Origin of the sequence: Saccharicrinis aurantiacus, from assembly GCF_001660705.2 — a bacterium.
GTDB lineage: Bacteria > Bacteroidota > Bacteroidia > Bacteroidales > Marinilabiliaceae > Saccharicrinis > Saccharicrinis aurantiacus.
This window is the reverse complement of the sequence record NZ_LYBV02000007.1, coordinates 307560-327528: the sequence shown is the minus strand read 5'-3', so window position 1 is coordinate 327528 and position 19969 is coordinate 307560. Positions and strand designations below refer to the sequence as shown.

18 protein-coding genes are annotated in these 19969 nt (G+C 36.1%); 5 read left to right on the top strand and 13 right to left on the bottom strand.

What is annotated here, in order from left to right; genetic code table 11:
• Positions 1-89 precede the first annotated feature (89 nt).
• Together A8B35_RS03800 and A8B35_RS23250 are read right to left on the bottom strand one after the other, a co-directional pair.
• On the bottom strand, positions 90-593 hold the full coding sequence (locus A8B35_RS03800) for a hypothetical protein (protein ID WP_075602072.1): 504 nt from the start codon (positions 591-593) through the stop codon (positions 90-92).
• A 546-nt stretch (positions 594-1139) separates the two neighbouring features.
• On the bottom strand, positions 1140-1307 hold the full coding sequence (locus A8B35_RS23250) for a hypothetical protein (RefSeq protein ID WP_171973151.1): 168 nt from the start codon (positions 1305-1307) through the stop codon (positions 1140-1142).
• 116 nt (positions 1308-1423) lie between these two features.
• Here A8B35_RS23250 and A8B35_RS03790 point away from each other — a divergent pair, with 116 nt between their 5' ends.
• From A8B35_RS03790 to nhaA, 5 genes are all read left to right on the top strand, one after another.
• The gene (locus tag A8B35_RS03790; RefSeq protein ID WP_075602070.1) at positions 1424-2638 is read left to right on the top strand and encodes a BaiN/RdsA family NAD(P)/FAD-dependent oxidoreductase; all 1215 of its coding nucleotides are present in this window, start codon (positions 1424-1426) and stop codon (positions 2636-2638) included.
• A gap of 346 nt (positions 2639-2984) precedes the next feature.
• Positions 2985-3185: a YwbE family protein gene (locus A8B35_RS03785; protein ID WP_075602069.1), complete on the top strand. Its 201-nt coding sequence runs from the start codon at positions 2985-2987 to the stop codon at positions 3183-3185.
• 222 nt (positions 3186-3407) lie between these two features.
• On the top strand, positions 3408-3704 hold the full coding sequence (locus A8B35_RS03780) for a hypothetical protein (protein WP_075602068.1): 297 nt from the start codon (positions 3408-3410) through the stop codon (positions 3702-3704).
• Positions 3705-3801: 97 nt separating this feature from the next.
• On the top strand, positions 3802-4524 hold the full coding sequence (locus A8B35_RS03775) for a nucleotidyltransferase family protein (protein WP_075602067.1): 723 nt from the start codon (positions 3802-3804) through the stop codon (positions 4522-4524).
• 26 nt (positions 4525-4550) lie between these two features.
• Positions 4551-5909 carry a Na+/H+ antiporter NhaA gene (nhaA, locus tag A8B35_RS03770; RefSeq protein ID WP_075602066.1) on the top strand — a complete coding sequence of 453 codons (1359 nt, stop codon included), beginning with the start codon at positions 4551-4553 and terminating at the stop codon, positions 5907-5909.
• Positions 5910-5968: 59 nt separating this feature from the next.
• On the opposite strand, the gene A8B35_RS03765 is transcribed toward nhaA, so the two are convergent.
• The 11 genes from A8B35_RS03765 to A8B35_RS03715 all read right to left on the bottom strand — a co-directional run bounded on the left by A8B35_RS03765 (position 5969) and on the right by A8B35_RS03715 (position 19967).
• Positions 5969-6418 carry a GatB/YqeY domain-containing protein gene (locus A8B35_RS03765; protein ID WP_075602065.1) on the bottom strand — a complete coding sequence of 150 codons (450 nt, stop codon included), beginning with the start codon at positions 6416-6418 and terminating at the stop codon, positions 5969-5971.
• Positions 6419-6438: 20 nt separating this feature from the next.
• Entirely contained in the window at positions 6439-7893 is a 1455-nt protein-coding gene (gene ftsZ, locus A8B35_RS03760) for a cell division protein FtsZ (RefSeq protein ID WP_075602064.1), read from the bottom strand.
• A 62-nt stretch (positions 7894-7955) separates the two neighbouring features.
• Positions 7956-9287 (bottom strand): cell division protein FtsA, encoded by a 1332-nt coding sequence (gene ftsA, locus A8B35_RS03755; RefSeq protein WP_075602063.1) that lies wholly within the window; start codon positions 9285-9287, stop codon positions 7956-7958.
• A gap of 4 nt (positions 9288-9291) precedes the next feature.
• Positions 9292-10023, bottom strand: a complete 732-nt coding sequence (locus A8B35_RS03750) for a cell division protein FtsQ/DivIB (RefSeq protein ID WP_075602062.1) — start codon at positions 10021-10023, stop codon at positions 9292-9294.
• A 102-nt stretch (positions 10024-10125) separates the two neighbouring features.
• Positions 10126-11505 (bottom strand): UDP-N-acetylmuramate--L-alanine ligase, encoded by a 1380-nt coding sequence (murC, locus tag A8B35_RS03745; protein ID WP_075602061.1) that lies wholly within the window; start codon positions 11503-11505, stop codon positions 10126-10128.
• Positions 11505-12614, bottom strand: coding sequence for an undecaprenyldiphospho-muramoylpentapeptide beta-N-acetylglucosaminyltransferase (murG, locus tag A8B35_RS03740; RefSeq protein ID WP_075602060.1), 1110 nt, complete (start codon positions 12612-12614; stop codon positions 11505-11507). The genes murC and murG overlap by 1 nt, the downstream gene beginning before the upstream one ends.
• Positions 12615-12624: 10 nt before the next feature.
• Entirely contained in the window at positions 12625-13803 is a 1179-nt protein-coding gene (locus A8B35_RS03735; protein ID WP_075602059.1) for an FtsW/RodA/SpoVE family cell cycle protein, read from the bottom strand.
• A gap of 9 nt (positions 13804-13812) precedes the next feature.
• Positions 13813-15153: a UDP-N-acetylmuramoyl-L-alanine--D-glutamate ligase gene (murD, locus tag A8B35_RS03730; protein WP_075602058.1), complete on the bottom strand. Its 1341-nt coding sequence runs from the start codon at positions 15151-15153 to the stop codon at positions 13813-13815.
• A gap of 5 nt (positions 15154-15158) precedes the next feature.
• The gene (gene mraY / locus A8B35_RS03725) at positions 15159-16391 is read right to left on the bottom strand and encodes a phospho-N-acetylmuramoyl-pentapeptide-transferase (protein ID WP_075602057.1); all 1233 of its coding nucleotides are present in this window, start codon (positions 16389-16391) and stop codon (positions 15159-15161) included.
• Positions 16392-16401: 10 nt separating this feature from the next.
• Positions 16402-17856 (bottom strand): UDP-N-acetylmuramoyl-L-alanyl-D-glutamate--2,6-diaminopimelate ligase, encoded by a 1455-nt coding sequence (locus A8B35_RS03720; protein WP_075602056.1) that lies wholly within the window; start codon positions 17854-17856, stop codon positions 16402-16404.
• The gene (locus A8B35_RS03715) at positions 17856-19967 is read right to left on the bottom strand and encodes a penicillin-binding protein (protein ID WP_075602055.1); all 2112 of its coding nucleotides are present in this window, start codon (positions 19965-19967) and stop codon (positions 17856-17858) included. Before A8B35_RS03715 ends, A8B35_RS03720 begins: the two co-directional genes overlap by 1 nt.
• Positions 19968-19969 lie beyond the last annotated feature (2 nt).

Here is a 19969-nt window from a genome sequence, read left to right as displayed (position 1 = left end):
CCAACAGAGCAGAAATTATTGTATGCCCAAAATGTCCAGTTTGATACTGTCTGCCTATGACCATTAGTTTTTGATGACAAACGTCATTTTCACTCTGTTTCTGACCTTCTACGAAATTTAGTTTTTCGGTCTACCCAACCATCTATACGCAATTCTTTACCATGTAAATCATTAGGTATAAACAACTCTTCTTCTGTAGGCAAATAGTTCAAGTAAATTCGAATTGTATTATCTACATTTTTAGTTCTTGAAACATCTAATTGTTTTGCCTTTTCAAACATATCAAAAGATAAGCAATAAATTAAACTCCATTCCATAACATTAAATTCACTAATATTTGTAGAACATTCCCATGCATATTTAGCATAAATATTTCCTAAAAGGATGTACGCAAGACTACAGGAATTATCAATTTTCAATATTCTATCAGCAGTATCTCTGCTTTTTTCATATTCTTTCTTTTCCAACAATTCCATTGTTTGTTTTACTAAAGAAACTACTTTTAAAGAATCCTTTTCTTGAGCATTAACCGTAAAACAGAATATTAAAATTGCTATAGATAGATAATACATTAATTTGCTCTCTCTTTTCATATAGTAACTTAATTTAGGTCAATATATTATATTTCTTAACTAACCTACACCCCACCATATATTCTACATACTCCCCCAATGTGCCAATATAAGTTTATAGCTAGTGCTTATTTTGCTCATGAAACTAGCGAAAATTCTAGTTTATTTTGTTTTATAGGCTCAATTTTTACTCAAATTAAATAAGGTAACAATCATTTGTTATTAAAATTGAGAGGTATTTAATGATAACGATACAATATGATACGCCCACTAATACTTTTACAGTATCCCCTGCACCTATGGGCATCCCCCCGAGGGAATGGCAATAAACTACTAAATATTTAAGGCGTCCCCTAGCGAGTTGAGGGCAAGCTACTAAAGGTTTAGTCCGTCACCTAGACTAATGACATGCTCACCTAGAGGATATGGCACTCCCCCATATTTTCTTGTCGCCCCCTAGAGGTTTGCATAGTCCCCTAGCGGGATACAGCGCTTATTTTAAATAAAAAAAGGCTGCCGTAGTTGGCAACCTTCTTCGTACTTATACCTACAAGGCATAATCCTTAACTAACTTACGGTTTCCTTCTTTTTATTGCGTAAGTATTGTTTGCGTTTGTATTCGCTACTGTATCCGCGTAAGCGATCGCTGTTGCGCCAAAATAAATACTTGCCACAGCTACGTATTTCGTCTACATATCTTTTTAGCAAAGTATACATCTGATCTCTAATAATCATACTATCGCTAGCTTTAAGCTTTTCGCCTATTATCACTAAATATCAATGGCACAAACTAGCAATACTTTTGCCTTTTGTTATATGAGTAAGGTATAAAAAGTCTTACTTTTGCAGCTATGAAAGTTGGAATTATAGGAGGTGGAGCAGCAGGTTTTTTTTCGGCAATTACTGCCAAAGAAAAATACCCCGAAGCAGAAGTGACCATTCTCGAGAAATCGAGCAAGGTATTGGCCAAGGTTAAAATATCGGGCGGCGGACGCTGTAATGTTACCAATGGCTGCACTTCAATAAGCGAGCTTTGCAAGGCCTATCCTCGCGGTGCCAAAACACTAAAAAAGTTATTCCATACTTTTAACACCAAACATGCCATGCAATGGTTTGAGGAGCGCGGTGTTCCCCTAACCACACAAGACGATAATTGTGTATTTCCTGTTTCGCAGGATTCGCAAAGTATTATCGATTGCTTTTTAAAGCAGTGCAAGCAATTGGGTGTAAGCATTAAAACCGGACTTGCCGTTAGTGCTATTAACGAAACAAAGCAAGGCTTGCAGCTTTGTTTTTTAGATGATAAAATGCCTCCGCGCTTATTCGATAAGGTGATTGTTACCACTGGCGGATCGCCACAAGAAAAAGGTTTAGATTGGCTCAAAAATATAGGTCATGAAATTGAAGCACCAGTGCCATCACTATTCACCTTTAACATGCCCAACGAAAAAGTAAAAAAGCTAATGGGCGTGGTGGTTGAAGATGCTTTGGTGAGCATACAAGGCACCAAATTAAAAGCCAACGGTCCTTTATTAATCACCCATTGGGGCATGAGCGGACCAGCCATATTAAAGCTTTCGGCCTTTGGAGCTCGCCTGGCCAACGAGAGCAATTACAATTTTAAGGTTGCCGTTAACTGGTGCAATACCATCAACACCGAAGCCGTAAATGCGCACCTAAAAGAATTGGCCAATGAGAATAAAAACAAAATTGTTCAGAATGTAAAACCCTATGGTTTATCAGAACGTTTGTGGTTGTTCTTACTAGAGAAATGCGACATTCCGCAAACAAAAAAATGGAGCGAATTGGGCAAAAAAGGCATTAATAAACTGAGCAATATACTCACCAACGATGATTATCAGGTAGAAGGGGCTTCGAAATTCCGAGATGAGTTTGTAACCTGCGGTGGTGTGAGCATCAAAAGTATGGATACCAAAACTATGCAAAGTAAGGTTGTTGATAACTTATATTTTGCTGGCGAGGTTTTAGATATTGATGCCATTACTGGCGGATATAATTTACAGGCTGCTTGGACTACCGGATACGTGGCTGGGCAGCTCAATTAATTGAAGCATATTATATGAATAGTTCTACAGTTTTTAGGCAGTAGCCAGTAGTAAAAAATGGAACTATTCAGTATGATTTTCTGCTATCTGCAGGAAAGATTAATGCTAAGTTACAAAAGGCTTTGTAGCTTTCTACGGTATTACGTCGTTGCGAGGAACGAAGCAATCTTAAGGCATTTTACCTTTTGTTTCTCGCCATGACGAGGCGCTTAAATACAAAGCTGTGAAAAAGAACAATATAATAACAAACTAAATAATAACAACTTAGAATTAAAGTTACGAATCATTTAGGACGCTATTGGCCGAATCCTTTTTTATACGTATTCTAAAGCTTAATTTTGCACTCATGAACGGAAAAAACAGAAAAGATATAAGTATTGGTACCGAGGTTAACATTGTATTAAAGCAACACCAACGTACGGGCGAATTAACTCATGGTTTTGTAAAAGATATTCTGACTAAAAGCGCTTTTCATCCCCATGGAATTAAAGTTAGACTTGAAGATGGCGATGTGGGCAGAGTGCAAGAAATTATCGAGGAGGACTAATAAGCATAGTAAGTTAGTTTTTAGACTGTAGACAGTTGTGAAAATACAATGTACTGACTATATAATCTTAAAATAGGACTAGCAATCAATACGCAACAGTTCGATAAAACCCTGTGATGTATTGATATAAGGGATTAACATCTAGTCTTATCAAAAACTCTACAGTCTTCTATCTTCAAACTAAACATCTAATTAAATACCCAAGCTAAAGAAATACCACACATGGAATATATTGAGTACGATATAAAGCAGAAAATTGAAGAAATACTTCATGATAGAATTGTAACACATAGTGTTGAGCTCAATTGCGAATTAATAGGCACATCGCTCAATCGCATCTACGGTAGTAATGTGTACTATAAAGATGAAGTAAATGGCTTTATTGAAGTAATTGCCGATTTCAACTGCAAACTAGTGGATGTGCTAGGTAATAAAACTGAGGAAAAAGGAACATTCACAGGTAACTATAATGTGGATCAGAAACATTTTGAAGATTCTGGTAATTTTGTAAACTTTTAATTCGCCATAAAGCCCCTATTAGAGTGATTAGGCGATACTGAATTGGCAAATGGTGCTAAAATTATTTATTATTGCCTGCGGTTCTAAATAATTTTCTATGAATGCACTAATTTTTGCCGCCGGATTGGGCACGCGACTCGGAAGTATCTCAAAAAATAAACCCAAAGCATTGGTCGAAGTGGCTGGTAAACCTATGCTGCTGCATGCTATCGAAAAGCTATCTGCAGCAGGTGCAACCAATATTGTTGTAAATGTGCACCACCATGCCGATATGATTAAAGACTACATTGCTACGCTTCATTTTACGGGTGTTGATATTTGTATTTCCGATGAGTCGGAAGAACTCTTAGAAACAGGTGGAGGCCTCTTATTTGCTAAGGATTTATTTATTCCTAACAAAGCCATTATATTATATAATGCAGATATTATTACTTCTGCAAACCTTGCTGAGATGATTGCGTATCATAAGCAGAAAAAAGGCATTGCCACATTAATGGTTAAGGATAGAGAAACATCGCGCTACTTCTTATTTAATAAGGATATGAAGCTTTCGGGATGGAAAAACATCAATACCAACGAATTTATATATACACGAAAAGCTGAAAGTTATGAGTCACTTGCTTTCTCGGGTGTTCATATTGTAGATTATTCGATATTAAATTTGCTTGGCGATGTCAGAAAATTCTCAATTACAAATGGATATCTTGATTTATCAAAAGAACATTCTATTTTTGCATGGAAATGCTTAAATAATTATTGGTTTGATATTGGAACACCTGAAAAGTGGGAAAAAGCCAATGATTTTATGAAAAAACAATAAACTCATAATCAATAACTGAAAAAAAAATGACAAGTGTAACTAATACTAAGGATGAGAATATATTCCGGAACTTCTTTAAAGCTATAAGCAATGGAAGTGTGCTATTGATGCTTGCTACCTTTGCCGCGGTAGTTTGGGCTAACGTTGCACACCATGGCTACGAGCACCTTTGGCATGATATGTTTGCAATTGAAGTGGAGATGTTTGCAATTAACATGACCTGGCACCATTGGATCAACGATGGTTTAATGGCCATCTTCTTTTTTGTAGTTGGTTTAGAGATTAAACGCGAATTCTTAGCCGGTGAATTAAGTTCGTTTAAACAAGCTGCTTTACCAATTTTTGGTGCTATTGGAGGTATGATTGTTCCTATCTTATTTTTTGTAAGCTTTGGTATCTCTGGAGATGCTGCTGATGGTTGGGGAATACCAATGGCTACTGATATTGCCTTCTCGTTAGGTATTTTAGGTATGCTAGGAAAAAGAGTACCACTAAGTTTAAAGGTATTTTTAACGGCATTGGCCATTGTTGATGACTTAGGTGCTGTTTTAGTAATTGCCTTATTTTATGGTGGCGATTTAAACTGGACATACCTTATGATTGCCGGCGTTCTATTACTTATTTTAACCGTAGCAAACCTAAGAAATGTTCAAGATCTAAAAATTTACACATTCCTTGGTTTCATTATTTGGTATTTGGTGCTTATGTCGGGTACAGAAGGACCTGGTAGCGGTTTACATGCCACCATAGCAGGAGTGCTTATTGCCTTCACAATTCCAGCACGACCAAAAGTTCATATCGACAAATTTGTACCGCGTATGCAACGTGGTATTTCAACCTTTTTAAACATCCCCAAAAACGCGCATGAGATTGTGCTAAGTGATGAACAGTTAGAAGCAGTTGATGAAATGGAATATGCAGTATCTAAAGTACGTAGCCCATTACAATATATCGAACACCAATTCCACGGTTTCATCAGTATTTTTGTGCTTCCTATTTTTGCATTAGCCAATGCAGGTGTTATGCTTAGCGGCGGACACGAGGGTGCTCCTATCCTCACTTCAGTATCAATAGCTATTGCGGTTAGTTTAATATTTGGTAAGCTGATAGGGATTACTTTATTCTCATGGCTAGCCGTACGATTAGGCATTGCCATTAAACCCAAAGGATCTTCGTGGTTATCATTTGCAGGCTTGGCTTTACTCGGTGGTATTGGTTTTACCATGAGTATTTTTATCGCCAGTTTGGCCTATAGTGGCGACCTACTTAACCAAGCTAAGATTGGTATTTTTATTGGATCAATAATAGCCGGACTTTGTGGTTTCTTCTTACTCAAATATTCGCTTAAGCGAGATGAAGAAGTAATGCAAGGAAAAAAATTATAATACAAAAAAAGGGAGTCCGAACAGGACTCCCTCATAATATCTAGATTATTAACTGAATCTTAAGCCAATAACTTTTTTACTAATTCCGATATTTCTTTACCATCGGCCTTACCAGCTAATTCTTTGCTAGCAACACCCATTACTTTACCCATTTCCTTCATAGATGAAGCACCCACTTTTTCGATAACTGCTTTTACTGCTTCTTCAAGCTTTTCTCCTGTTAACTGTTCTGGTAAAAATACCGATAACACTTCAACCTCAGCAACCTCAGTCTCTGCAAGATCTGCTCTGCCTTGTTCATTATAAATAGAAATAGAATCCTTGCGCTGTTTTACCATCTTAGTGATAATTTTAATCGCCTCATCATCTGTAATCTCAGCATCTACGCCTTTCGCCGCTTTAGCTTCAATTAATTCCTTTTTTACGCCTCGTAAAGCACCAAGCCTTACTTTATCCTTAGCCTTCATGGCTTCTTTGATACCGCTATTTACTTCTTCTACTATTGCCATTATTATATTTTTTCTTAAGTCTAATCTACATTATCATGTAAGTAAGGGTTATCTCTTACTATTTTCGTCTTGCCACTTTTATCTTCAGAAATCGTAAACCTTGAAACTTTAAAGTCTTCCTCTTCAGCTTCGGTACTTTGAAGTTTTACACGCTTACGTTTATATGCTGGTATATTTTCTATTCGCTCAATATACCTATCATCTTCCATATCTTCTTGCGAAAGCTCAAAACGCTCACTAACTCCAGTTTTTATAGCATCTGCTTCAAAGGCTAATTCCTGTTCTCCCTTTGTTTCTTTAGCTGGCTTGCGTGTGGCTGTATTATAAAAAAGATTGATTCGCTTATCGGCATCTAATTCCTCATTCTCCTCAGGAACCTCTCCCACATTTAAATCAATTACTTCCTCGGTATTGTTTTCAACTCGGGCTTCCTCCCCACTACTACCTTCCAAAGTAAACTTCTTTATTTTGGGTTCATTACGTTGAGAAAATTCAGCAATACTTCTTGTATCAAAACCAGTGGCTATAATGGTTACATTTACCTGATGGTCTAAATCAGCATCAGTTCCAGTACCCCATATAATTGAAGCTGAAGCTCCCACGGTTTCTTGAACAAAATCGGTAATTTCACCAACCTCATCCATGGTAATTTCCTCTTCGCCAGAAGTAATATTCAATAGTATATTTTTAGCTCCTCTAATATCGTTACTATTCAACAGCGGCGATTCTAAGGCCTTAGTTATGGCATCAATGGCTCTATTAGGACCATCAGCATTGGCACTACCCATAATGGCAACACCACTTTCGCGCATTACAGTTTCAACATCTGCAAAATCCACGTTTATATACCCATGAACGGTAATAATTTCAGCAATTCCTTTTGCTGCTGTTGATAACACATCATCGGCTTTAGCAAAGGCATTCGATAGTTTTAAATCGCCGTACATGCCACGCAACTTCTCATTATTAATTACTAATAATGAATCCACATTGCGCTCCATTTCAGCAATACCATCCAGAGCTTGTGTTATTCTTAATTTTCCTTCAAAACGAAAAGGAATAGTTACAATTCCTACTGTAAGTATTCCAAGTTCGCGTGCTGTTTTAGCAATAATAGGTGCAGCTCCAGTTCCTGTTCCTCCACCCATACCTGCGGTGATAAATACCATTCGGGTATTATCCTTTAATACCTTTTCAATATCACCAATATTTTCGATGGCTGACTCTCTACCTTTATCCGGTTTATTTCCAGCACCTCTTCCTTCTGTAAGCGACTCTCCAAGTTGTATCTTAATAGGCACAGGACTATTTACCAATGCTTGATAATCGGTGTTACAAACCACAAAGCTCACATCTTTAATCCCTTGACTAAACATGTGGTTTACAGCATTACTTCCTCCACCTCCAACTCCGATAACCTTAATGATACAGTCTTCATTTTGAGCTAACTCAAAGTTCATTATGTCCTCACTCATATCGCTTAATTTTCAAACTCTCTATTTCACAAATAATACAAAATCACACCTATCAGACAAACTTACATTTCCATGTCTTTCTCATCAAATATACCTGCTATTTGATTCTTAAGTGTTCCGAAAAGACTTCCTGTTGTTTCAATCTTCTCTCTTTTCTTTTTCTCCCTACGAGGGGCAGTTGTAATAGGTTTCTGTTCAACCTCAATATCCGGAAATAATTCCTGCTCTACCACCTGTTTTACCGGGTTTTCTACCGCAGACAATAATATCCCTATACTAGTTGAATACATTGGTATTTTTGCAAAATCGTCAGTCTGATTTTGAATAAACTTATTAGGTAAGCCAACTCTCACTTCTAAACCTGTTCGGTACTTTACCAAATGAGATAGATTCTTTAAAAGAGAACCTCCTCCGGTAATTACAATACCAGCACCCAATTTATCATACATTCCTGAAATTTCGATTTGCTGAATCACATAATCAATAATTTCTTCCATACGTGCTTGAATAATATAAGCCAGAGATTTGAAGGAAATTTCCTTCGATTCCCATCCTTCAATTCCAGGAATAGTAACCACCATATCTTCACGCTCCTGATCACCTAATGCACTACCATATTGTACCTTTAAGGCTTCCGCTTGCTTCAGAAGCACAGCGCAACCCTCTTTTATATCAGAAGTAACCACCTGTCCGCCTAATGGAATTACTGCAGTATGACGAATTAAACCATCTACATAAACGGCAACATCCGTGGTACCACCACCAATATCAACAAGCACAACACCTGCTTCTTTTTCCTCTTCAGTTAATACTGCTGTAGCAGATGCTATAGGCTCTAAAATGATATCGTTAATTTTTAAGCCAACTCTGTTAATACACTTTTCAATATTATTAACAGATGCTTTTCGTCCAATTACAATATGATAATTTGCCTCTAGCTTTCGACACGACATTCCGATTGGATTACGAACACCTGGTTCATTATCCACAACATAATCCTGGGCTATTACATGAAGTATATTTTCACCTGGATTTAACGGAATCTTATAATTTTCATGAAATAAAGAATCAACATCTAGTTGTGTAATCTCATGATTGTTATCGATGTACTTATACCCCTTATTCTGACAACTTCGGATATGCTGACCCGCAATCCCAACATAAATATCACTTAGGGTAAGTTCGTATTTATTTTCGATTATGGAAATAACATCTTTGATCGCACTAACTGTTTGATCTATATTTAATACAACCCCACGTTTCACACCTGTTGATGGCACCTTTTCAACTCCAATAATATTTATCTTACCATTGGGTTCAGCGTTTCCAACTACAACTACAATCTTTGTGGTACCTATATCTACTGCTGCAATTAAATTGGACGAATTACTCATAATATTAGCGTTTTGTACAAATGATTTGACCTTCGTATTGTAAATTTATACTCTTATAATTATTCCATTCTCTAGGGTGTAAACCTTTGGTATATAAAGCGTATAAATTTCTCATTTTGATAGGATAGTTTTCTAAAGATCCTAAATATATATTTTGATCTCCTACTCTCGGAGCAAGAGAAAACTCTCCATTCTTTTCAACATATATTTGTTCAATTTGTGCATTCCAAAACGTATCATTTGAAATAAACTGAGCAAATTCTATTACTTCTGTTAAGCTGTCTAAATTATTCACATGACCACTTAAAACCAAAACTCTAGCCGTATATTGGTCAAACAGTGGCATTGATTTACCAAATTCATCAATATAATACGACTTATAACCCGAAAATACTCTTAACAAAGGCTTTCGTTGTTCAATAAATACATTTAACCTACCTTCAATAGTCCTGTATGTTTCACAGCTTTTAATGGCTTCATGTTTGATTAAAAATGATTCAATATCTTCACAATTAATCGACTTAGTGTTTCCTCCCAATAAATTGGGGTATTTTTTAAGAATTACTTCACTAATTTGGTTAGAGTTTACAAATGCGGCATTAGTACTATCAACAACAGCCACACTTACTCCTGTACAAACTTGTTTAGATTTTGTTACCGAAATAAATGCAAATAAAATTGGGAAGTAAGCAATTACCACCACCCACAAAATAATATTTTTAATTTTTGCAACCATTAATAACCAATTCCTTTAGACATTTTAAATATAAAAATTAACTTCTTATCACCCTTATAATTAAGGTACTATTCTATATGTTATTTTTTAATTACTGCTATTTCAGTTTTCCTTAAACTTACTTACTAACTTTTGTATTTCCTTATCAATGTCGCCAGCCCCCATAGCTAATATAACTTGCGGATTTAAAGCCTTGATATGATCATATAAATCGTCTTTTGTACTCACCATTTTTTTATCGAGCTGAACCAGATCTAAAATCATTTCTGAATTGACACCTTCGATAGGTAATTCACGTGCTGGATATATATCAAGCATCACTAGTTCATCAAGCTGACTAAGACTTTTAGCAAACTCTTTATAAAAATCTTTTGTCCTACTATACAAGTGCGGCTGAAATACACCCGTTATTTTTCTATTAGGATAAAGTGCTCTAACCGAATTTAATGTTAAATTAATTTCTTCAGGATGATGTGCATAATCATCAATCAACACTAAATCATCGGTATTAATCTGGTAATCAAACCGTCTTCTTATTCCTTTAAAATTCAGTAAGGCATCCTGCAATTCTTGATGCTGTGCTCCTGCTAAAACAGCTAATGCCAAAGCGCCTATTGCATTTTCAACATTAAGTAATCCTGGAATCCCAAGAGTTAACTGCTTGAATAATCCCTCTGGCGTATTTAAATCAAAACAGTATTTACCATTCTTGAGTTCAATATGCGAAGCATAAAAATTGGCTTCTTCATCATCTAAAGAGTAGGTTAATTTTTGAACTCCTTTATTTGAATTTATTGAGTTATTTAGCTTGTGACTAACTAATAAAACACCACCATCTCTAACTAAAGATGCGAAATCTTGAAATGATTTTTTAATCTCTAAATCCGTTCCATAAATATCTAAATGATCAGCATCCATGGAAGTTACCAATGCAAAATACGGCTGTAATTGCAAAAATGATCTATCGTATTCATCTGCTTCTAAAACAACATAGTCGGATGTATCTGAAAGCAATAAATTGGTTTTATAGTTTTGAGATACGCCTCCTAAAAAAGCACTACAATCTACTTTTGATTGTTTTAATAAATGTGCGATCATGGTTGATACCGTGGTTTTACCATGCGTTCCGGCAACACAAATGCCTTTATGCGCAGCGGTAAGCATCCCTAATACTTGCGAACGCTTCTTTACTTGGAAACCATTATCAACAAAATAATTTAGCTGCTTATGTTCTTTGGGAATAGCTGGAGTATAAACCACTAGTGTTGTAGCAGAGTTTAAAAATTCAGGAGCAATTTCCTCAATTGCATCATTAAACTTAATCGCAATTCCCTCAGTGATTAGTTCTGAAGTTAAAACTGTTTCTGTTTTATCATAACCAGATACAATAAAACCATTGGCATGGAAATAGCGTGCTAAGGCACTCATGCCAATACCACCAATACCAATAAAGAAAACACTTTTTACTTTTTCTAAATTCATTACTTCTTTTTTACTAGGGCTAACACTTCATCTACAATTAAACTTGACGCGTTACGCATTGCAAATTGAGCTATATTGTTTTTTAATTCGGATAGTTTTTTTGTATCCTCAACTAACTTTATCACATCTGGAACTAGAACTTCAACCGCATCTTTATCCGCAATCATCAATGCTGCATTCTTATCAACCAAGGCTTTCGCATTTTTTGTTTGATGATCTTCGGATACATTTGGTGACGGTACAAATACCACAGCCTTTTGCAGCGCCGACATTTCTGAAATTGAAGAAGCCCCTGCTCTTGAAACCACAACATCTGCCAAAGCAAATGCAGCTTCCATATTATCAACAAATGCCATAATTTTAATGGATTCAGTTTCTGATACTTCCTCCATGATGCTTTTGTAATAATATTTACCCGTTTGCCATATTAACTGAATATCATTCTGTGTAAACTGATCTATATACTTTTTTATTCCTTCATTAATTGTTCGCGCCCCAAGACTACCGCCTGTAACAAAAACAACTTTCTTATTTGGGTCTAAATTAAAATAACGAGCCGCTCGTTCGCGTGTAATTCCTTCGAGCAAACTCTGGCGAATCGGGTTACCTGTATAAACAATCTTTTCTTGAGGGAAAAATTTCTCCATGCTAGGATAAGCCACACAAATCTTACTAACTTTTTTTGATAAAATACGATTGGTAACTCCTGGGAAAGAATTCTGTTCTTGAATTAAAGTAGGAATATTTTTATTTGTAGCTACCCTTAATACAGGACCACTTGCATAACCTCCAACTCCAATTACCACATTTGGTTTAAATTCTCTTGTAACCTTTTTGGCCTTTAGCATACTTGCAAAAAGCTTATAGAAGAAGGTTATGTTTTTAAGCGTTAAGCGACGTTGAAAACCAGCAACCGGAAGCCCTACAATTTTATAACCAGCTGCAGGTACTTTCTCCATTTCCATTTTACCTTCAGCACCAACGAACAGAATCTCAATATTTGAGATTTGTTTCTTTAATTCATTGGCAATAGAAATAGCCGGAAAAATATGTCCCCCTGTTCCACCTCCACTTATAATTGCTCGTATTTGCGAATTATCTTTTGTCATAAAAAAGTAACTATACGGTTTGCTTTACGCTTTCTGCTTTTAATTCTTCTGCTTCTTCAATATTATTTCTGCTCACACTTAAAATAGCTCCCAAAGCCACACATGTAAACAAAATGGAGGTTCCCCCCATACTTACCAACGGTAGCGTTTGTCCTGTTACTGGCAATATACCAACTGCCACTCCCATATTTATAAAGCCCTGAAATACCAATAAGTAAGATAGTCCGATGGCTAAAAATGCTGGGAAGGTTCGGGAACTTGCCCTAACAATAACTCCTGCACGATACAAGAATACCATGTAACACATTATAATAATTAAGGCCCCAAAAGAACCAAACTCTTCAACTATAATGGCAAAAATAAAATCGCTATAAGGGTGTGGTAGAAAGTTTCGTTGTTGACTATTACCCGGCCCTTTACCAAACAATCCTCCTGTTGCAACAGCCATTTGTGCTTGTTGCGATTGATAATTACCTTCGGATTGCGTATCATCATCGCTCATAAACCTTTCAACCCTTGCACTCCATGTTTTAGCACGATGAAAGAAGGGCAATTTAGGTGCTAAAAACAACATAAAAGCCACAATTCCGAAACCCGCCAACATCACGTATGATAATTTTTTAATTGGTACGCGACCAATAAACATCATAATAAAACTGATTAGAAAAATCAACATTGCTGTGGACAAATTCTCTTTTACAATTAAACCACAAACTATCATCACATAAACCATAATGGGCTTAAATGCATCTATAGCGCCATCTTCATCTTGATATCTAGCAAGGGTGCGTGCTATAAATGTAATTAACGCAAGCTTTGCTAACTCTGAAGGCTGAAAGGAGATTCCTATTCCAGGAACGGTTAACCATCGTGATGCTTGGTTTAAATTAGAACCAACCAATAATGTGATAAACAGAAGTGTGATAGATACCCAAAGAAATACCGTTGCAAACTTTGCAAATATTCGGTAATCCATAAGGTGAATTGTATATATAATAACCCCACCTCCAACTAAAAATGCCAAATGCTTGAACATGTAGTGGTAGGTGTTACCTTCTTGATATTTATAAGCAAGAGAGCCTGTAGCACTATAAACTGCTAACAATGAAAATGCCGCAAGAATAGCAATAACGCCCCACAAAATAGGATCGCCCTTAAAGTACTTTTGTAAATTTGCTTTTATTCCCATTACTACAACTTATAACTTTCGCACATACTCTTTAAAAAGATTTCCTCTCTGCTCGTAACTCGTGAATAAATCGAAGCTAGCACAAGCTGGCGACAACAAAACAGTCTCGTTTTCAACAGCTAAATCGGATGCAAGCTTAACTGCTTCCTCAATATTATCGGTTTCTACTATCGTTTCAATAAAATCCTTAAAACCTGATGTTAACTTTTCATTATTGGTTCCTAAACAAACCAAAGCTTTTATTTTTTCCGAAGCCAAATGTTTCAATTGCGAATAGTCGTTGCCTTTATCAACACCACCTGCTATCCATATAATTGGGGTATTTATACTTTCTAAAGCATACCATGCACTATCCACATTAGTTGCTTTTGAATCATTGATAAAAACAACCTTGTTAACAATTCTCACTTCCTCTAATCGATGTTCTACTGCAGAAAAACTGCATAATCCATCTTGTATATCTTGATTCTTTAATTCTAATATTAATGATACTAAACTAGCTGCTAGTGCATTATATGCATTGTGCACCCCCTTAATTTGTAATCCCTCGAATGGTATTTCTAAAGCTTTACCATTTAACTGAGCTATAAGGGTATCATTTTTATAAACGCCACCATCACCCTCTAATTGATTAGCAGAGAAGGCTAACTTTTGAGGTTTACATTCAATCTCCTCCAATTTTTGAGTTATGGTTTCATCATCTGAACAATAGATAAAATAATCTTTATCGGTTTGATTTTGAATAATTCGAAATTTAGAATCCACATAATTCTTCATCTCATAATTATATCTATCTAAATGATCAGGAGTAATATTTAATAACACAGCAACATCAGCTTTAAACCGATACATTCCATCTAATTGAAAACTGCTTAACTCAAGCACGTACCAATCCACCTTATTTCCTAATGCCACCTGACGGGCTAAACTTTGTCCAATATTTCCGGCTAGCCCAACATTAATCCCGGCATTCTTTAACAAATTATGAATTAACAAAGTCGTAGTGGTTTTACCATTACTTCCGGTAATACAAATAAACTTTGATGATGTGTACTTTACAGCAAATTCAATTTCTGAAATAACAGGAATCCCTTTTTTTGTTAGCTCCACTATTAATGGTGCAGTATCAGGAATACCAGGACTCTTAACTACAGTTTTGGCTGATAATATAATATCCTGAGAGTGCTTCTTTTCCTCGTAAGCAATTGATGCCTCATCTAGCTCAGCTTTGTAGTTGCTTTTGATTTCAGACAAATCAGAAACAAAAACTGACAGCTGCAGTTTTTGAGCTAACAATGCAGCCCCAACTCCACTTTCTCCAGCACCTAATATTACAACATCAACTCCCATATAGTTTATCGAACTTTAAGCGTAACAATGGTTAATACTGCCAACATAATACCCACAATCCAAAATCTAGTAACAATTTTAGATTCCGTATATCCTTTCTTCTGATAATGATGATGCAAAGGCGCCATTAAGAAAACTCTTCTGCCTTCGCCATATTTCTTTTTGGTGTATTTAAACCAAAACACTTGTATCATAACTGATAAATTCTCCACCATAAAAATTCCGCAAAGAATTGGGATTAGTAACTCTGTACGAATTGTAATAGCAAATACTGCAATTAATCCTCCAAAAGTTAAACTACCAGTATCTCCCATAAAAACTTGAGCAGGAAATGAATTATACCACAAAAAGCCAATGGTTGCTCCTATAAATGCACTCATAAAAACCACCAATTCTTCAGAGTGTGGTATAAACATGATGTTTAAATAATCGGACCATAAAGCACTTGAGGATACATAAGCTAATATACCAAGAGTAGTACCAATAATTGCCGATGTCCCTGTTGCCAGGCCATCCAAGCCATCAGTCATATTGGCCCCATTAGATACTGCTGTGGTAATGAAGATTACCGCAATTACAAAAACAATCCATGCCCATGAGGCTGCCTTATCGCCTAAAAAAGAGACGAACCAGGCATAATCAAATCTATTATTTTTCAAGAAAGGAATGCTTGTTGCAGTTGATTTCACATCTCTGGTAACTTGCTTTTCAATACTTGTTCCATCTTCTAACTGAACTTGAATAGTTTCGCCAACCACATTTTCGCGTACCACAACCGAATCGCTAAAAGATAGTGTTAAGCCAACAATTAAGCCTAAACCTACTTGTCCCACAATTTTATATCTACCAGCTAATCCTTCTTTATCTTTTTTAAATACTTTAATGTAATCATCTAAAAAGCCAATTGTACCTAACCATAGTGTAGATACTATCATTAGTATTACATATACATTATCGAGTTTACAAAACAATAAAGTTGGAACCAAAATAGAGGCAATTATAATTAGGCCACCCATTGTTGGAGTTCCTTTTTTTGCAAACTGACCTTCCAAATTAAGATCTCTTACTATTTCGCCAATTTGCTTTTTTTGCAATAATTGAATAATATACTTGCCAAAGAAAGTACTTATTAACAATGATGTAATTACAGCCAATCCTGAACGGAAAGAAATATATTTAAATATACCTGCTCCAGGTACGTCAAGTTCATTGAAAAACTCAAATAAGTAGTATAACATATTGTTGTAATTATATCAGTTCAAATATTTCCTTAATAATTTCTCTATCATCAAAAGGATACTTTACCCCTTTGATTTCTTGGTAATCCTCGTGACCTTTACCTGCCACTAAAATTATATCACCTGGCCTTGCAAGTATACATGCCGTTTTTATGGCTTCCTTTCTATCAGCAATTGATAATACCCTTAATCCATCTGCCCCATCAACACCTTTCATCATATCATTAATGATTGCCTGAGGATCCTCTGATCGTGGATTATCCGAAGTAAGCACTACTTTATCACTCCCCGAAACAGCTGCTTTAGCCATTTCTGGTCGTTTGGTAGCATCTCTGTCTCCGCCTGCTCCAACTACTGTAATTAAGTTTTGCTCAGTATTCCTAATCTGATTAATGGTTTCTACTACGTTAATTAATGCATCTGGTGTATGCGCATAATCAACTACAGCAGTGATTCCATTATTTGATCGGATAGTTTGAAATCGGCCATCAACAGCATTTAATTTACTTATGGCCAGTAATACTTCATCCTCTTCCTGATTTAGACTCAATGCTACGCCATATACTGCTAGTAAATTTTGCGCATTAAACTTACCCACGAATGGAGTCCATAACTCCTTATTATTAATCTGCAGTTGCATTCCTTCAATCATACTCTCAATAATCTTAGCCTTGAAATCGGCCATGGCACGAATAGAATATGTTTTAACTTGAGCTTTGCAATTTTGCATCATTATCATCCCATTCTTATCATCGGCGTTAGTAATGGCAAATGCATTTTTTGGCAAGCTATCGAAGAAGGCCTTTTTAGCCGCTATGTAAGCAGAAAAAGTTTTGTGATAATCTAAATGATCATGTGTTATATTGGTAAATACTCCACCCTTAAAATTGACTCCTGCAATTCTATTTTGATGGATAGCATGAGAACTCACCTCCATAAAGCAGAACTCACAACCAGCATCAACCATATCGCGTAGCAACGCATTTAATGTTACTGGATCGGGAGTAGTATGCGTAGAACTTAATTTCTTTGAACCTATATAATTTGCTACCGTTCCCAACAGACCACTTTCATACCCTAGGTGTGCAAACAATTGATACAACAAAGTAGCAATAGTAGTTTTACCATTAGTTCCTGTAACCCCAATTATTTTTAATTCTGAAGAAGGATTTCTGTAATAAGCTGAGGCAATTTGGCCTAAAGCAACCGAACTATCCTTTACTAAAACAAAGGTTATATTCTTATATTCTTCATAAGGCATTTGTTCACAAACCACAACAGAACATCCTAAAGCGATGGCTTTACTGATGTATTGATGACCATCAACTGAATAACCTTTTACAGCCACAAACAAATCATTCTCGGTCACTTTACGCGAATCGAAAACTATATTATTAAATACCACAGAATCATCACCAACTATGTTGATAACCTCGGTACAGTTATATATAGATGAAACCTTCATTAACTTAACTTTAAAAAAACTTGTTTACCCTTTACTACTCTTGATCCTGCACTTACAGACTGCTCAGTTACTTTACCCCTGCCAGATACGATTACCTTTAATCCAACATTCTCTAATAAAGAAACTGCATCTTTAGCACCCATACCTTTTACATTAGGTACTAAACCATTTGAAAAGGATTTTCGACTAAAATTAATTTTATGCTCCTGGGCTAGGGTTGAGATCCAATCTGCTTCAACCTCCTTGCCATCTATTGGTGCTTTTATGGTTGTAAACACAGTTAGTAGATCATTTTTAGTACCTCCCTTGGAGTAAGGTAAAACTCCTGATGTCGGCATTGCTTCAACTACTTCTTCTGCCATATCAAAACCCGAAGCATGCACTCGATCAGCGATATCCTTAAAAACGGATCCGGCAACAATATTGCCGTAATATCCCTTGCTCGATAAGCCTTTAACCACAACAATGCAAGAATACTTAGGTCGTTCAGCAGGAAAATAACCACAAAAACTTGCTTGATATTCTACTCCTGAACCACCCTTATAACCTCCTGAACCTTTTGCAACTTGTGCGGTACCAGTCTTCCCAGCAATCTTATAATTACTATTTCTAATATTTTTTGCTGTTCCATTTTCAACTACTCCAACGAGCATCTCATGCACCTTTTCAATAGTTGGTAAAGAACAAATAGATGGATTTATTATTTCTGGTTTGTATTCCTTCTTCAAAGAACCATGCTCGTAAATACCCGTAACAAAATAAGGTTTTACCATCTTACCGTTATTGGCCACGGCATTATAGAAGGTTAATGTTTGCAGAGGTGTCATTTTCACTTCGTAACCAATCGACATCCATGGAAGAGAAACTCCGGACCACGACTTAGAACCAGGATACTTAATCATTGGCTCACCTTCTCCTTTAATTTCAATGCCATTCTGCCTGTTTAAACCCATTGAATACAAACGCTCCACAAAACGTTTCGGATCACTCTTATAATGATCTACGATCATTTTTGAAGTACCCACATTTGAAGACTTTTCAAATACTTGCTGATAAGAAATTTTCCCAAATCCACCTCTATGACTATCTCGCATCCACCTATCGTAGAATTTCATTTTACCATTGCCAGTATCTATTGAATCTTCTAAATTGATATAGCCATCTTCTAATACTGATATAAAACTAGCCAACTTAAATGTTGACCCAGGTTCCGTAGCTTCTCCAATTGCATAATTAAAATGATCTTCAATGTATTTACCATTGCTCGTTTTGTGCAAGTTTACAATGGCCTTTATTTTACCGGTTTCCACTTCCATAACAATGGCTGAACCGTGACCGCCTTCGTACTTATTCAGCTGCTTCATTAACGATTTTTCAGCAACATCCTGAATATCGATATCTAATGAAGTTTGAATATCTAATCCGTTTTTCGGCGCAATGATTTCTTCGGGAACCCACCTGCCGGAAATTCTAGTATAAGCACTTAATCCCTCTCTACCTTTAAGCTCATTATCAAACGCACGTTCAAGGCCAATCATTCCACCTTTTTCTTTTTCTTCGTATAACTTTCCGATAGTTCTAGAGGCCAACATACCAAAAGGTAGTTTTCGTCTATCAATTTGTTCAGTTATAAACCCTCCCCTATTTTTCCCTAAACGGAATATTGGAAATTGCTTTATCTCTTTCAACTCGGTATAAGAAATTCTTCGTCTGTGTATTCGGTAATATCTAGACCCCTTTTGACGAGCTGCAATTAGTTTACGTTTATAGTAAGTTTTTGATTGATCTTTAAAAAATGAAGAAAGACAATATGCTAAACTATCAATATTTGCATTAAATATTTCATCCGTTAAGCCATTTGCTTTCATATCCATATGCAAACGATAACTTGGAACAGAGCAAGCCAATTTACGACCATCGCATGCTAATATATTTCCTCGGTTGGCTTCAATACTTTTTTCGCGATTGGTTAAATGCGATTGCATCTCTCTCCACTCCTCGCCTTCAACTACCTGCAGATAAACAACCTTACCAAAAACAAATATAGCCGCAGCAACTAGGAGTAAATAAACTACCCCTACACGCCAAGTTATGTCTCTTTTAATAGTCATTA